Here is a 13,216-nt window from a genome sequence, read left to right on the forward strand (position 1 = left end):
TGATGACGTCGCGTCGCAACATCGAACAGACTTATCGCACCTGGTCCAGCCCGATTCTGCTGGAGCTGAAAAAGCGTGAACACCAAATGGCGCCGGTCGAGCGTCAGGCACTGGAGAATGTGTTGGTCGAACGACGGTTGCTGGATGTGGGCAACCCCAACGGCCCTGACCGACGTCAGGGCACTGCAAGTAAAAATGACCGGCCCGGTTGATCAAACCAATTCGTTCCTACAGGTGGCCACTAAAAGATCGCAGCCTTCGGCAGCTCCTACAGTTTGAATGTAATCCAACTGTAGGAGCTGCCGCAGGCTGCGATCTTTTGATCTTCAGGCGGCGCGCTGCCCCGCCGCTACCATCGCCGATGCCGCCAGCATCGCCCGCAACAACACCGCGCACCCGGCCGCCAGATCATCCGGCGCGGCATTCTCGATTTCGTTGTGGCTGATGCCGCCTTCGCAAGGCACGAAGATCATCCCGGCCGGGCCGAGTTCGGCGAGGAAAATCGCGTCGTGGCCGGCGCCGCTGACGATGTCCATGTGTGACAAGCCCAAGCCTTTCGCCGCGCTGCGCACGGCTTCGACGCAGCCTTTTTCGAAGTACAGCGGCGGGAAGTCGGCGGTCGGGGTCAGTTCATAGGTCAGGCCGTGTTCTTCGCAGGTGGCGTCGATGACCTGCTTCACTTCGGCAATCATCGAATCGAGGCGCTCTGGCTGCAGATGGCGGAAGTCGAGGGTCATGCGCACTTCGCCGGGGATGACGTTGCGCGAACCGGGGTAGGCTTGCAGGCAACCGACGGTGCCGCAGGCGTGGGGTTGGTGGCCGAGGGCGGCGCGGTTGACTGCACCGACAATCACCGAGGCGCCGACCAGGGCGTCCTTGCGCAGGTGCATCGGCGTTGGCCCGGCGTGCGCTTCGACGCCGCGCAGTTTCAGATCAAACCACTTCTGCCCGAGCGCGCCGAGCACCACGCCGATGGTTTTCTGCTCGTCTTCGAGGATCGGGCCTTGCTCGATGTGTGCTTCAAAATAGGCGCCAACCTTGTGCCCGCTGACTTTGCGTGACCCCGCGTAACCAATGGCGTTGAGCGCTTCGCCAACCGTGACGCCGTCGGCATCGACCTTGGCCAGGGTTTCTTCGAGGGTGAATTTTTCGGCGAACACGCCGGAACCCATCATGCACGGAGCAAAGCGCGAGCCTTCTTCGTTGGTCCAGACCACCACTTCCAGCGGTGCTTCAGTTTCCACGCCGAGGTCATTGAGGGTGCGCAGCACTTCGACCCCGGCGAGCACGCCGAAGCAGCCGTCGAACTTGCCGCCGGTGGGCTGGGTGTCGATGTGGCTGCCGGTCATCACCGGCGGCAGGTTCGGGTTACGCCCCGGGCGACGGGCGAAGATGTTGCCGACTTCATCCACCGTGACGCTGCATCCGGCGTCCTTGCACCACTGCACGAACAGGTCACGGGCCTGGCGATCGAGGTCGGTCAAGGCCAGGCGACAGACCCCGCCCTTGACCGTGGCGCCGAGCTTGGCCAGTTCCATGAGCGAGGCCCATAGGCGGTCGCGGTTGATGTGCTGATGGGTGGATTGCAGAACGTCTACGGCTGCGTTCATGTTGATCTCCTCAGGCAGTTTCTTAGGGTATTTCTTTGGTGTTTTCCAGGCCGCCATCGCTGGCAAGCCAGCTCCCACAGGTTTTGAGTGAACTCATGGTTTGTGTACGACTTGATCCTTATGGGAGCTGGCTTGCCAGCGATGAGGCCCTCCCTCACACCGGTGATTTCACGACCGAAGGCTGCGCCCGCATCACGCACAACCCGTAATAAATCACCCCGCCCAGCGCCGAACCGGTAAACCAGCCATAACTGTAAAACCAGCTGAATGCATCGCTACCCAGCGACAGCAGGGTCAGCACCACCGGCACGCCAAACGCAGTAAACCCGGCCCAGTTCCACGCCGGATACACGTCGTCCCGGTACAACCCGGCCAGGTCCAGTTGCTGCTTCTTGATCAGGAAATAGGCCACCACCATGATCCCGGCGATTGGTCCGAGCAGGCTCGAATAGCCGAGCAGCCAGTTGGAATACACGGTTTCCAGGCTGACATCGGAAACGATCAGACCGAGCTTTTTCAGCAGCTCGTGGGCCATCAACGCCAGCCCGACGAAGCCGGTGAGCAACACCGCTTTGGTACGATTGATCACCTTGGGCGCGATGTTCTGGAAGTCGTTGGTTGGCGAAACAATGTTCGCCGCCGTATTGGTCGACAGCGTGGCGATGATGATCAGCGCCATGGCCACCGCTACCCACAGCGGGCTCTGGATATGGCCGATCAGGCTGACCGGATCCGATACCGTGACACCGACCAGCTTCACCGACGCGGCGGTCATCACCACCCCCAGCGAAGCGAACAGGAACATGGTCAGCGGCAGGCCGAAAATCTGCCCGAGGATCTGGTCTTTCTGGCTTTTGGCGTAACGGCTGAAGTCGGGAATGTTCAGCGACAACGTGGCCCAGAAGCCGACCATCGCCGTCAGCCCCGCGGCGAAGTAACTGACCACGCTCGCGCCTTCCGGGCGTTTCGGTGGAATCGCCAGCAGCTCGCTCATCGACACATTGGGCATGGCCCACACCAGCAGGCCGATGCCAACCGCCACCAGCAACGGCGCGGACAGGGTTTCCAGCCACTTGATCGACTCGGCGCCACGGATCACCACCCACAGGTTCAGCGACCAGAAAATCATGAAGCCGATCACCTCCCCCGTGCCGCCGAGGGATTTCCAGCCCTCGAATACCGAGCCGAGAAACAAGTGAATCGCCAGCCCGCCAAACATCGTTTGGATCCCGAACCAGCCGCACGCCACCAGCGCACGAATCAGGCACGGCACGTTGGAGCCGAGAATGCCGAACGACGAACGCAGCAACACCGGAAAGGGAATGCCGTATTTGGTGCCGGGAAAGGCGTTGAGCGTGAGTGGAATCAGGACGATCACGTTGGCGAACAGAATCGCCAGCAGCGCTTCACCAACGGTCAGGCCAAAGTAAGCGGTGAGCACCCCGCCGAGGGTGTAGGTCGGCACGCAGATCGACATGCCGACCCACAGCGCGGTGATGTGCCATTTGTTCCAGGTCCGCTCGCGCACCTTGGTCGGTGCCATATCGTGGTTGTAACGGGGACTGTCGAGGACGTCGCTGCCGGCTTCGAGTTCGAACAAGCCGTCGCGCTCGGTCACTTGCGATCTGTTCTGTTGCATGGCCGCTCCACTGTTCTTCTGATTATTTTTTTGCTCATCAGGCGGCTGCACACCAAGGTGCGAGCCGGACGATGGCCGGAGGAACTGACAACTTTCTTGCACCGGCCATGGTGTCAGCGGCGGCATCAATAAACGTGCCGGGTACTCCGTCCGACGCTCAGGCGGTACTACAAACGCATTGCAACTTTCTGATAATTCACGCTTTTAATTATTCACCGGAGGAGTCCGCGAAAACCTGTCTGCACGCTCAGGCTAAACGTTTGCCAAGTTGTCCGAACTGTCAGGACTCAATCTGGTGCACTGCACTTTTTTTCATTACAGGCGATTAACCGCAGCTCAACTTCAAGCAGCTGATTTCACATAGGAAATCTTGCTCATATTTCCATCCTGTCAAGTGCGTCAAAATGGTGAACAGCCTCACCATTTTGGTGATTTATGTTTTTTATCGTTATTTTTCAATGATTTAAAACAGCAACAAGCTTATAAAAAATAATCTTGATCAATTGCAGAACTGCGGCTAGCTTCTATTCCTGACAGCGCTGACAGGAATACGCCGATCAGCGCTGTACATCAATAAAACATTGAGAACCGGCACAAGTCGGTCATGCCTGCGAGGAACTCGGAATGTCTCTGTTGATCCGTGGCGCCACCGTTGTTACCCATGATGAAAGTTATCGCGCCGACGTCTATTGCGCCGACGGCGTGATCAACGCCATTGGTCAAAACCTGGATATTCCCGCCGGTGCCGAAGTGCTCGACGGCAGCGGCCAATACCTGATGCCCGGCGGCATCGATCCACACACCCACATGCAACTGCCCTTCATGGGCACCGTGGCCAGTGAAGACTTTTACAGCGGCACTGCCGCAGGTCTGGCTGGCGGTACCACGTCGATCATCGACTTCGTGATTCCCAATCCGCAGCAGTCATTGATGGAAGCGTTTCATCAGTGGCGTGGCTGGGCCGAAAAGTCCGCCTCGGACTACGGCTTTCACGTCGCGATCACCTGGTGGAGCGAGCAGGTGCGCGAGGAAATGGCCGAGTTGGTCAGCCACCACGGGGTCAACAGCTTCAAGCATTTCATGGCCTACAAGAACGCGATCATGGCCGCCGACGACACGCTGGTGGCGAGTTTCGAGCGCTGCCTGGAACTCGGCGCCGTGCCAACCGTGCATGCGGAAAACGGCGAACTGGTTTATCACCTGCAACGCAAGTTGATGGCCCAGGGCATCACCGGGCCGGAAGCCCATCCTCTGTCGCGGCCCTCGCAGGTGGAAGGCGAAGCGGCGAGCCGGGCGATTCGCATTGCCGAGACCATCGGCACGCCGTTGTACCTGGTGCACGTGTCGACCAAGGAAGCGCTGGACGAAATCACTTACGCCCGCAGCAAGGGCCAACCGGTGTACGGCGAAGTGCTGGCCGGGCATCTGCTGCTCGACGACAGCGTCTACCAGCACCCGGACTGGCAGACCGCCGCCGGTTATGTGATGAGCCCGCCGTTCCGCCCGCGCGGGCATCAGGAAGCTCTTTGGCATGGCCTGCAGAGCGGTAATCTGCACACCACCGCCACCGACCACTGCTGCTTCTGCGCCGAGCAAAAAGCCGCCGGGCGCGACGACTTCAGCAAGATCCCCAACGGCACCGCCGGCATCGAAGACCGCATGGCGGTGTTGTGGGATGAAGGGGTCAACAGCGGCCGTTTGTCGATGCAGGATTTCGTCGCCCTTACCTCCACCAATACCGCGAAAATCTTCAACCTCTATCCGCGCAAAGGCGCGATTCGCGTCGGCGCCGATGCCGACCTGGTGCTGTGGGACCCGCAAGGCACCCGCACCATTTCCGCCAAGACCCACCATCAGCAGGTGGACTTCAACATTTTCGAAGGCAAGACCGTGCGCGGCGTGCCGAGCCATACCGTCAGCCAGGGCAAAGTGGTCTGGGCCGACGGCGACCTGCGCGCCGAGCGCGGCGCCGGGCGGTACATCGAACGGCCGGCGTATCCGGCGGTGTTTGATTTGCTGAGCAAGCGGGCTGAGATGCATAAGCCGACGGCTGTGAAACGCTGAAATCCAGGCCTTCGGCCTTCGCGAGCAAGCTCGCTCCCACAGGGTGTACACATTCCAAATGTGGGAGCGAGCTTGCTCGCGAAGAGGCCCGTCCAGACAACACAAAAACCACTGCCCGACAGAGGCAGAGAACCTCAATAACCGTGAGGCAAAAAACCGTGATCGAGACCCTGAACCATCTCCCGCACCCGCACGAAAGTGCGGCCGCCCTCGCCGGCCATTTCACTGATCTGGCGCCTCCGCTCAATGCCCGGCAGGCACACCTGGAAGCGTCGCGCTGCCTGTATTGCTATGACGCGCCTTGCGTCAATGCATGCCCCAGCGAGATCGATATTCCGTCGTTCATCCGCAACATCCATCAGGACAACGTGCCCGGTGCGGCGCAGAAAATCCTTTCGGCGAACATCCTCGGCGGCAGTTGCGCCCGGGTCTGCCCGACGGAAATCCTCTGTCAGCAAGCCTGCGTGCGCAACAACGCTCAGGAATGTGCGCCGGTGCTGATCGGCCTGCTGCAGCGCTATGCCGTGGACAACGCGAATTTCACCGAGCACCCGTTCCAGCGTGCGGCGAGCACCGGCAAGCGCATCGCCGTGGTCGGCGCCGGGCCAGCGGGTTTGTCCTGTGCCCACCGCAGTGCCATGCACGGCCACGACGTGGTGATTTTCGAAGCACGGGAAAAGGCAGGCGGCCTCAATGAATACGGGATCGCCAAGTACAAACTGGTCGACGACTACGCGCAGAAGGAGCTGGATTTCCTCCTGCAGATCGGCGGTATCGAAATCCGTCACGGACAGAAACTCGGCGAAAACCTGACCCTCAGCGAGCTGCATCAGCAGTTCGACGCGGTGTTCCTCGGCCTCGGCCTGAATGCCAGCAAACAGCTCGGCCTGGCCCACGAAGACGCGCCCGGCCTGCTCGCCGCCACTGACTACATCCGCGAACTGCGCCAGGCCGATGACCTGACGCAACTGCCACTGGCCGAACGCTGCATCGTCCTCGGCGCCGGCAACACCGCCATCGACATGGCCGTGCAAATGGCCCGCCTCGGAGCGCGTGACGTGAATCTGGTGTATCGCCGGGGTGCGGCGGACATGGGCGCGACCGGTCACGAACAAGATATCGCCAAGGCCAATCAGGTACGCCTGCTGACCTGGGCGCAACCGGAAGAAGTGCTGCTCGATGCGCAAGGCAAGGTGCGCGGCATGCGTTTTGCCCGAACCGATCTGGTCGACGGTCGCCTGCAAACCACGGGCGAAACTTTCGAACTGGCCGCCGACGCGATCTTCAAAGCCATCGGCCAGGCCTTCGACAGCAGCGCCCTCACCGACCCGCTGGCGCGCGAACTCAAGCGTCAGGGCGAACGGATTCAGGTCGACGACAACCTGCGCACCAGCATCCCCGGCGTGTATGCCGGCGGCGACTGCACCAGTCTCGATCAAGACCTCACCGTGCAAGCCGTACAGCACGGCAAACGCGCCGCCGAGGCGATCAACGCGCAACTGATGCTCAACGTGGAGGCTGCGTAAATGGCCGATCTCTCGATTGTCTTCGCCGGTATCAAAGCCCCCAACCCGTTCTGGCTGGCCTCCGCACCACCGACCGACAAGGCCTACAACGTGGTCCGCGCCTTCGAGGCCGGCTGGGGCGGTGTGGTCTGGAAAACCCTGGGTGAAGACCCGGCGGCGGTCAACGTCTCGTCGCGCTACTCGGCGCACTACGGCAACAACCGCGAGGTGCTGGGGATCAACAACATCGAACTGATCACCGACCGCTCGCTGGAAATCAACCTGCGTGAAATCACCCAGGTGAAGAAGGACTGGCCGGATCGTGCGCTGATCGTCTCGTTGATGGTGCCGTGCGTGGAGGAATCGTGGAAACACATCCTGCCACTGGTGGAGGCCACCGGCGCTGACGGCATCGAGCTGAATTTCGGTTGCCCGCACGGCATGCCCGAACGCGGCATGGGCGCGGCGGTGGGTCAGGTGCCGGAATACGTCGAGCAGGTCACTCGCTGGTGCAAGACCTATTGCTCGTTGCCGGTGATCGTCAAGCTGACGCCGAACATCACCGACATCCGCGTCGCCGCCCGCGCGGCCCATCGCGGTGGCGCCGATGCGGTGTCGCTGATCAACACCATCAACTCGATCACCAGCGTCGACCTGGAACACATGGTCGCCCTGCCCACCGTCGGCAGCAAAAGCACCCACGGCGGTTATTGCGGCTCGGCGGTCAAACCGATTGCGCTGAACATGGTCGCCGAGATCGCCCGTGATCCGCAGACCCAAGGCCTGCCTATCTGCGGCATTGGCGGCATCGGCAGCTGGCGTGACGCGGCGGAGTTCATGGCGCTGGGCAGCGGCGCGGTGCAGGTGTGCACGGCGGCGATGCTGCATGGCTTCCGGATTGTCGAGGAGATGAAGGACGGGCTGTCGCGCTGGATGGACAGCCAAGGCTACGCCAACATCGCCGAGTTTTCCGGGCGTGCGGTGGGCAATACCACTGACTGGAAGTACCTGGACATCAACTATCAGGTCATTGCCAGGATTGATCAGGACGCGTGCATCGGTTGCGGGCGTTGCCACATTGCTTGCGAGGACACGTCACACCAGGCGATCAGCAGCCTGAAGCAGGCCGACGGCACGCATAAATATGAAGTGATCGATGAGGAGTGTGTCGGCTGCAACCTGTGCCAGATCACCTGCCCGGTGGCGGACTGCATCGAGATGGTACCGATGGAGACCGGCAAGCCGTTTCTGGACTGGAATCATGATCCGCGCAATCCCTATCATGTCGCGGTCTGATTCTTAAGATCAAAAGATCGCAGCCTGCGGCAGCTCCTACACCGATCTCTGTAGGAGCTGCCGCAGGCTGCGATCTTTTGATTTATGGCTCCAACCCGATCCCCCGCAAAATCACACTGGTCACCGTCTGCACCGCCCGCTCGAACTGCATGTCCGACAACGGCTGGTGCTCGTTCAGAATATTCACCTGATGATCGAAGTCGGCGTAGTGCTGGGTCGAGGCCCAGATCATGTACAGCAGGCTCGACGGCTCCACCGGCAGAATCCGCTGGTCCTCCACCCACTGGCGGATCTTCGCTTCCTTCATCTTTGCCCAGTCGTACAGGCTGATGTCCAGCGCCTCGCCCAGGGTCGGCGCACCGTGGATGATCTCGTTGGCCCAGACTTTGGAACCATAAGGCCGGCTGCGCGAGTGGTTCATCTTGGCGCGGATGTAGCTGCTGAGCACCACCCGTGGATCGTCGAACATCTCAAAGCACAGCGCGTCCTGTTTCCACACCTCCAGCAGGTCGAACAGCACCGCGCTGTACAGTTCGCTCTTGGTGGAAAAGTAGTAATGCAGATTGGAGCGCGGCAGTTGCACTTCGGCGGCGATATCGGCCATGGCGGTGCCGCCGAAGCCTTTTTCGGCGAAGACTTTTTCCGCCGCCAGCAGGATTTTCTCGACGTTACTGCGACGAATCTCGATCTTGTGATTGCCCATGAGGGCTCCCTGACAACGACGTTGTTGAAGACTAGCATCCGCTCTGGCCTCGGGGCGACCGCTGCAAACAAAACTTCGTACGAAGGTCTGCGCATGGCTAAACTGGCGTTTCTTTGTCCTGCCTCAGAGGTACCCGCGATGCTGTTCAAGAAGGTCCTGACCACCACTGCCCTGCTTGCTTCGCTGCTCGCCGCATCTTCGGTTTTTGCCCACGCCCACTTGAAAAGCCAGACCCCGGCCGCCGACAGCACCGTCGCCGCTCCGGCCGATCTGCGCCTGACCTTTTCCGAAGGCGTCGAGGCCAGCTTCACCAAAGTCAGCCTGACCCACGACGGCGCCCCGGTCGGCATCAAACCTTTGAGTACCGAAGGCGACAAGAAAACCCTGATCGTCACCCCCGCCGCGCCACTCAGTGCCGGTGAATACAAAGTCGAATGGCATGCGGTTTCGGTGGACACGCACAAGAGCGAAGGCGCCTATCAGTTCAAGGTCGGCCAGTAATTCATGAGTGAAGCGCTGGTGCTGTGCCGCTTCGTGCATTTCAGCGCGGTATTGATGCTGTTCGGCGCCTGGCTGTTTCGGCCACGGCTGCTCAAGGCGCCAGTGCCGACACTGGATCGGCATCTGGCGCGACTGGCGCGCTGGCTGACGGCAATTGCGCTGGTCAGCGGTGTCACCTGGGCGCTGCTGATCACCGCGAGCATGGCCGGTTCAGCGACGGCCGCGTTCGATCCGGACACGATTCGCCTGGTGCTGGGCAATACGTTTTTCGGTCAGGTCTGGCGTTGGCATCTGCTGATCAACGCGCTGTTGCTGGCGTTGCTGTTTACGCCGTGGCGATCGAGCCTGCCGCTGCGCCTGGGCTTGAGCGCGCTGCTCCTGGCAACCCTGGCGCCGGTCGGTCACGGCGCGATGCTCGACGGTCTGAATGGGCAACTGCTGATCCTCAACCAGATCGTTCACCTGACCTGCGTCGCCGCATGGCTCGGCGGGCTGTTGCTGCTGGTATTGATCCTGCGTCAACCCGGCGAAACGATGAGCCGGATCCTGCAACGCTTCAGCGGTGTCGGTTACGCCATTGTTGGCGGGCTGCTGATCACCGGCCTGATCAATGTGCGCGTGCTGACCGGGCAATGGTGGCCGACGCCGCTGTTCAGTGGCTTTGCCCTGATCCTGCTGATCAAGGCGTTGCTGGTGCTGGGCATGCTCGCGCTGGCGCTGTTCAATCGCTTGCGGATTGATGATTGCGAACAGCGGATGGACGCGCTCAAGCGCAGTGTGCTGCTGGAGTGGTTGTTGGGAATGAGTGCGGTGGCGGCGGTCTCCCTTCTCGGCACCCTGCCGCCGATGATTGCAGCCTGAAGCCCCCCTGTGGGAGCTGGCTTGCCAGCGATGGCGATGTGTCAGGAACAGATATTTCGGATGTACCGACGCCATCGCTGGCAAGCCAGCTCCCACAGGGTTTTGTGTTGATCAATGCGGTTGCGTGTCGCCCGCTGCGGTATCGATGCTGACCACCACCGACATCCCCGGGCGCAAGCGTTCCTCCTCCTGCTGATCCGGGTCGATGGTGATCCGCACCGGCACGCGCTGGGCGATTTTCACAAAGTTGCCCGTGGCGTTATCCGCCTGCAACAGGGCGAACTCCGAACCGGTACCGGGCGAAATGTGCTGCACATGGCCGGTGAACTGGCGGTGGTTCAGCGCATCAACGGTGAAGCGCACCGGCTGCCCGACGCGCACGTTGTCCATCTGGGTTTCCTTCATGTTGGCGATCACCCATTTCTGGTTTGGCACCAACGCCATCAGCTGCGCCCCGGAGTTGACGTAGGCGCCCAGGCGCACGCCGATCTGCCCGAGCTGGCCGTCTCGCGGGGCGACGATGCGCGTATTCGACAAGTCGATTCGCGCCAGTTGCACCGCCGCTTCAGCGCTGGCCACCGCCGCCTCCAGCGAACCGCGATTGACGATCACCGTCTGCAGATCCTGCCGGGCGATTTCCAGATTGGCCTTAGCCTGCGCCACCGCCGCAATGCTCTGCGCATTGGCCGCGAGCGCCACGTCCATCTCGCGCTTGGACACCGAGCCGTCACTCACCAGCTCCTTGTTACGCCGCAGATCCGCCTCGCTTTTACGCAATTGCGCCTCGCTGTCGGCCACCACCGCCTGACGCAACTTGATCGTCGCTTCGGCACTGTTGCGTTGCTGCACCACATTGGCCAGCGCGGCCTTCTGCACCGCCAGTTGCGCCAGCGCCTGATCGAGGCGTTGCTGGTAAATCCGGTCATCCAGGCGCACCAGCAAGTCGCCGGCCTTCACGTACTGGAAGTCCTGCACCGGCACCTCGAACACGTAGCCACTGAGTTGCGGGCCGATGATCGTCACCTGACCGCGCACCAGGGCGTTTTCCGTGGTTTCGACGGCGCTGCTGAACGGCGGCAGTTGCCAGGCGTAGAGCACGATCAACACGCCGACGATGGCAATCGCGGCAAAGCCCAGTGACGAGATGATCCGCACCCGCAACGAGCGCGGCTCGGTGTTCGGCGAGGACGGCGGCGCCACGCCTTCCGGTGTGGCGGCGATGGCATTGGTGGTTGTGGTGGTCGGTTCGGTCATGAATGGGAGGCACCGTCAGGAGGTACGGAAGGCGCTGGGTCGACGGCTTTGGTGGTGCTCATCAGCCACAGCGCACGAATGGACAGCCAGATCATGGTCAGCACCGCAATCACGGCGATCAGCATGAACACATCGTTATAAGCCAGCACGTTGGCTTCGCGCGTGGCTGCGTTGGCCAGGCTGCGAATCCCGGCGAGGTTGCGCAGACTCGGATCGGCCAGCAACGAGCCATAGGCCGACCCGCCGCTCTGTACGCGGGCGGCCACCAGCGGATCGGACAGCGTCAGGTGCTCGACCAGATGACTGGAGTGGAATTTCTCACGCACGATCTGGAACGTGCCCAACAATGCCGCACCGAGCAGGCCGCCGAGGTTGTTGCAGATCCCGAACAACACCGAAAAACTCACCAGATTGCGCGGGTTGGTCAACACGTTGCGGGTGCCGAACACCATGGTCGGCCCCAGAAAAAACGTGCTGCCGAAGGCCAGCAGGAACTGGCTGAAATACAGGTTTTGCGGACGGGTCAGGTTGTTGGAGAAACTGTCCATCACCGAGCCGGTGGCCATCAGCGCCAGCGAGATGATCAGCGGCATCAGCAGGTGCCTGGGGTCGATGGTCAGCGCACTGGTCGCCAGCCCGGCGATGCTGCCGATCAGCATCACCACGTAGAGGCTGTGCAGTTGCTCATAACCCATGTTGAGGTTCTGCATGAAACCGACCGCGCCGGTGGACTGCTCCGAGGTGACCATGCGAATCAGGGTCACCGCCAGCGCCAGGCGGATCATCGTGCCGCTGCCGAGCCAGCGGGTCATCAGCATCGGGTTGCTGCGGTTGTGCTCGATCGCCAGGCCCGCGAGGATCAGGGCAATCGAGGCTGCCAGCGCATAGCCGATCCAGTCGGCCTCGAGCCACCAGTCAATCCGCCCCAGCGACAACACCGCGCAGAGCAGGGCCACGCCGCTGGCGAGGATGGCGAAGGTCAGAAAGTCCAGCGGTTCAAAGGTTTTGAAGCGGTCACCGGGCGGCAACTTGAGCAGCAACACGCAGCCCAGCGACAACAAGGCCATGCCCAATTCGAACAGGTACAAGCCGCGCCATTCGGCAATCTGCAGCAAGTCTTCGGAGAACAGGCGCGCCAGCGGCAGGGCCAATTGCGACGCACCGAGGCCCAGCACCAGCGCCTTCAGCCGCCACTTGGCCGGAAATGCCTGGATCATGTAATACAGACCCAGCGAACTCAGCGCCGCACCGACCATGCCGTGCGCCGCGCGCACCGCGATGGCCGAGTTCAAGTCGTTGACGAACAGGTGGCCGAAGGTCACCAGCGCATACAGCACCAGAAACACCTCAGTGAATGCACGCAGGCCGAACTGCTGACGAAACTTCACCAGCAGCAGGTTCATCGACACGTTGGTCATCACGTACGCGGCCGGCAGCCAGGCCATCTCCGCCGTGGTCGCACCCAACGCACCTTGCAGGTAAGGCAGGTTGGCGACCACCAGCGAGTTGCCCAGACCACCGGTCACCGCCACCAACAGCCCGACCAGCGCATAGGCCAGGCGCTTGGGGTTGGAGTGCAGCGGCGTCGAGGGGGAACCGGGCAGACTGGGCTTTTCGTGCGGCTGCCAGTTGCGCGGGGCGTATCGATCCATTGAAAGACCTTGTGCTTATGTTGCCGGGAGTTTGTCGCAAATGTTGCGGTAAACCCACAATCCTCTGGGAGCTGGCTTGCCAGCGATGGCGGCAGTCGGCTCGGCAACTGGGTGACCGGCAGCCCGCTCCC

General features: G+C 61.5%; 11 protein-coding genes. 6 read left to right on the forward strand and 5 right to left on the reverse strand.

The annotated features are described in order from the left end of the window. Positions 1 to 2 precede the first annotated feature (2 nt). Positions 3 to 212, forward strand: coding sequence for a hypothetical protein (locus tag GTQ41_RS15610; protein ID WP_041073306.1), 210 nt, complete (start codon positions 3 to 5; stop codon positions 210 to 212). A 114-nt stretch (positions 213 to 326) separates the two neighbouring features. Here GTQ41_RS15610 and GTQ41_RS15615 read toward each other — a convergent pair whose 3' ends face one another. Together GTQ41_RS15615 and GTQ41_RS15620 are read right to left on the reverse strand one after the other, a co-directional pair. Beyond that, positions 327 to 1,610: a Zn-dependent hydrolase gene (locus GTQ41_RS15615; protein WP_047293625.1), complete on the reverse strand. Its 1,284-nt coding sequence runs from the start codon at positions 1,608 to 1,610 to the stop codon at positions 327 to 329. Between the two features lie 154 nt (positions 1,611 to 1,764). Further along, complete coding sequence (locus GTQ41_RS15620) at positions 1,765 to 3,249, reverse strand: NCS1 family nucleobase:cation symporter-1 (protein ID WP_217325304.1); 1,485 nt, start codon at positions 3,247 to 3,249, stop codon at positions 1,765 to 1,767. Between the two features lie 624 nt (positions 3,250 to 3,873). On the opposite strand from GTQ41_RS15620, the gene hydA reads away from it, so the two are divergent. The 3 genes from hydA to preA all read left to right on the forward strand — a co-directional run bounded on the left by hydA (position 3,874) and on the right by preA (position 8,114). Then, entirely contained in the window at positions 3,874 to 5,313 is a 1,440-nt protein-coding gene (gene hydA, locus GTQ41_RS15625; RefSeq protein ID WP_047293622.1) for a dihydropyrimidinase, read from the forward strand. 158 nt (positions 5,314 to 5,471) lie between these two features. Continuing rightward, entirely contained in the window at positions 5,472 to 6,839 is a 1,368-nt protein-coding gene (locus tag GTQ41_RS15630) for an NAD(P)-dependent oxidoreductase (RefSeq protein ID WP_047293621.1), read from the forward strand. Next, a complete protein-coding gene (gene preA, locus GTQ41_RS15635; RefSeq protein WP_098968232.1) occupies positions 6,840 to 8,114 on the forward strand; it encodes an NAD-dependent dihydropyrimidine dehydrogenase subunit PreA in 1,275 nt (424 codons plus the stop codon). It abuts the gene before it with no gap. Between the two features lie 82 nt (positions 8,115 to 8,196). Here preA and GTQ41_RS15640 read toward each other — a convergent pair whose 3' ends face one another. Beyond that, the gene (locus GTQ41_RS15640; protein ID WP_025111422.1) at positions 8,197 to 8,817 is read right to left on the reverse strand and encodes a TetR/AcrR family transcriptional regulator; all 621 of its coding nucleotides are present in this window, start codon (positions 8,815 to 8,817) and stop codon (positions 8,197 to 8,199) included. 138 nt (positions 8,818 to 8,955) lie between these two features. Between GTQ41_RS15640 and copC the strand changes: the two genes are divergently transcribed. After that, on the forward strand, positions 8,956 to 9,318 hold the full coding sequence (copC, locus tag GTQ41_RS15645; protein ID WP_047293619.1) for a copper homeostasis periplasmic binding protein CopC: 363 nt from the start codon (positions 8,956 to 8,958) through the stop codon (positions 9,316 to 9,318). A 3-nt stretch (positions 9,319 to 9,321) separates the two neighbouring features. After that, the gene (gene copD, locus GTQ41_RS15650; protein WP_047293617.1) at positions 9,322 to 10,179 is read left to right on the forward strand and encodes a copper homeostasis membrane protein CopD; all 858 of its coding nucleotides are present in this window, start codon (positions 9,322 to 9,324) and stop codon (positions 10,177 to 10,179) included. Positions 10,180 to 10,290: 111 nt separating this feature from the next. Here the strand turns inward: copD and GTQ41_RS15655 are convergent, their stop codons facing one another. Beyond that, on the reverse strand, positions 10,291 to 11,433 hold the full coding sequence (locus tag GTQ41_RS15655; protein WP_047293616.1) for an HlyD family secretion protein: 1,143 nt from the start codon (positions 11,431 to 11,433) through the stop codon (positions 10,291 to 10,293). Further along, complete coding sequence (locus GTQ41_RS15660; protein WP_047293613.1) at positions 11,430 to 13,085, reverse strand: MFS transporter; 1,656 nt, start codon at positions 13,083 to 13,085, stop codon at positions 11,430 to 11,432. Before GTQ41_RS15660 ends, GTQ41_RS15655 begins: the two co-directional genes overlap by 4 nt. Between the last annotated feature and the right edge of the window lie 131 nt (positions 13,086 to 13,216).

Source organism: Pseudomonas sp. AN-B15 (assembly GCF_019056475.1).
Classification (GTDB): domain Bacteria; phylum Pseudomonadota; class Gammaproteobacteria; order Pseudomonadales; family Pseudomonadaceae; genus Aquipseudomonas; species Aquipseudomonas parakoreensis.

What these genes read in the sequence shown, in the direction of transcription:
- GTQ41_RS15610 (WP_041073306.1), top strand. Translation starts at nt 3, where the DNA reads ATGACGTCGCGTCGCAACATCGAACAGACTTATCGCACCTGGTCCAGC.
- GTQ41_RS15615 (WP_047293625.1), bottom strand. Translation starts at nt 1,610, where the DNA reads ATGAACGCAGCCGTAGACGTTCTGCAATCCACCCATCAGCACATCAAC.
- GTQ41_RS15620 (WP_217325304.1), bottom strand. Translation starts at nt 3,249, where the DNA reads ATGCAACAGAACAGATCGCAAGTGACCGAGCGCGACGGCTTGTTCGAA.
- hydA (WP_047293622.1), top strand. Translation starts at nt 3,874, where the DNA reads ATGTCTCTGTTGATCCGTGGCGCCACCGTTGTTACCCATGATGAAAGT.
- preA (WP_098968232.1), top strand. Translation starts at nt 6,840, where the DNA reads ATGGCCGATCTCTCGATTGTCTTCGCCGGTATCAAAGCCCCCAACCCG.
- GTQ41_RS15640 (WP_025111422.1), bottom strand. Translation starts at nt 8,817, where the DNA reads ATGGGCAATCACAAGATCGAGATTCGTCGCAGTAACGTCGAGAAAATC.
- copC (WP_047293619.1), top strand. Translation starts at nt 8,956, where the DNA reads ATGCTGTTCAAGAAGGTCCTGACCACCACTGCCCTGCTTGCTTCGCTG.
- copD (WP_047293617.1), top strand. Translation starts at nt 9,322, where the DNA reads ATGAGTGAAGCGCTGGTGCTGTGCCGCTTCGTGCATTTCAGCGCGGTA.
- GTQ41_RS15655 (WP_047293616.1), bottom strand. Translation starts at nt 11,433, where the DNA reads ATGACCGAACCGACCACCACAACCACCAATGCCATCGCCGCCACACCG.
- GTQ41_RS15660 (WP_047293613.1), bottom strand. Translation starts at nt 13,085, where the DNA reads ATGGATCGATACGCCCCGCGCAACTGGCAGCCGCACGAAAAGCCCAGT.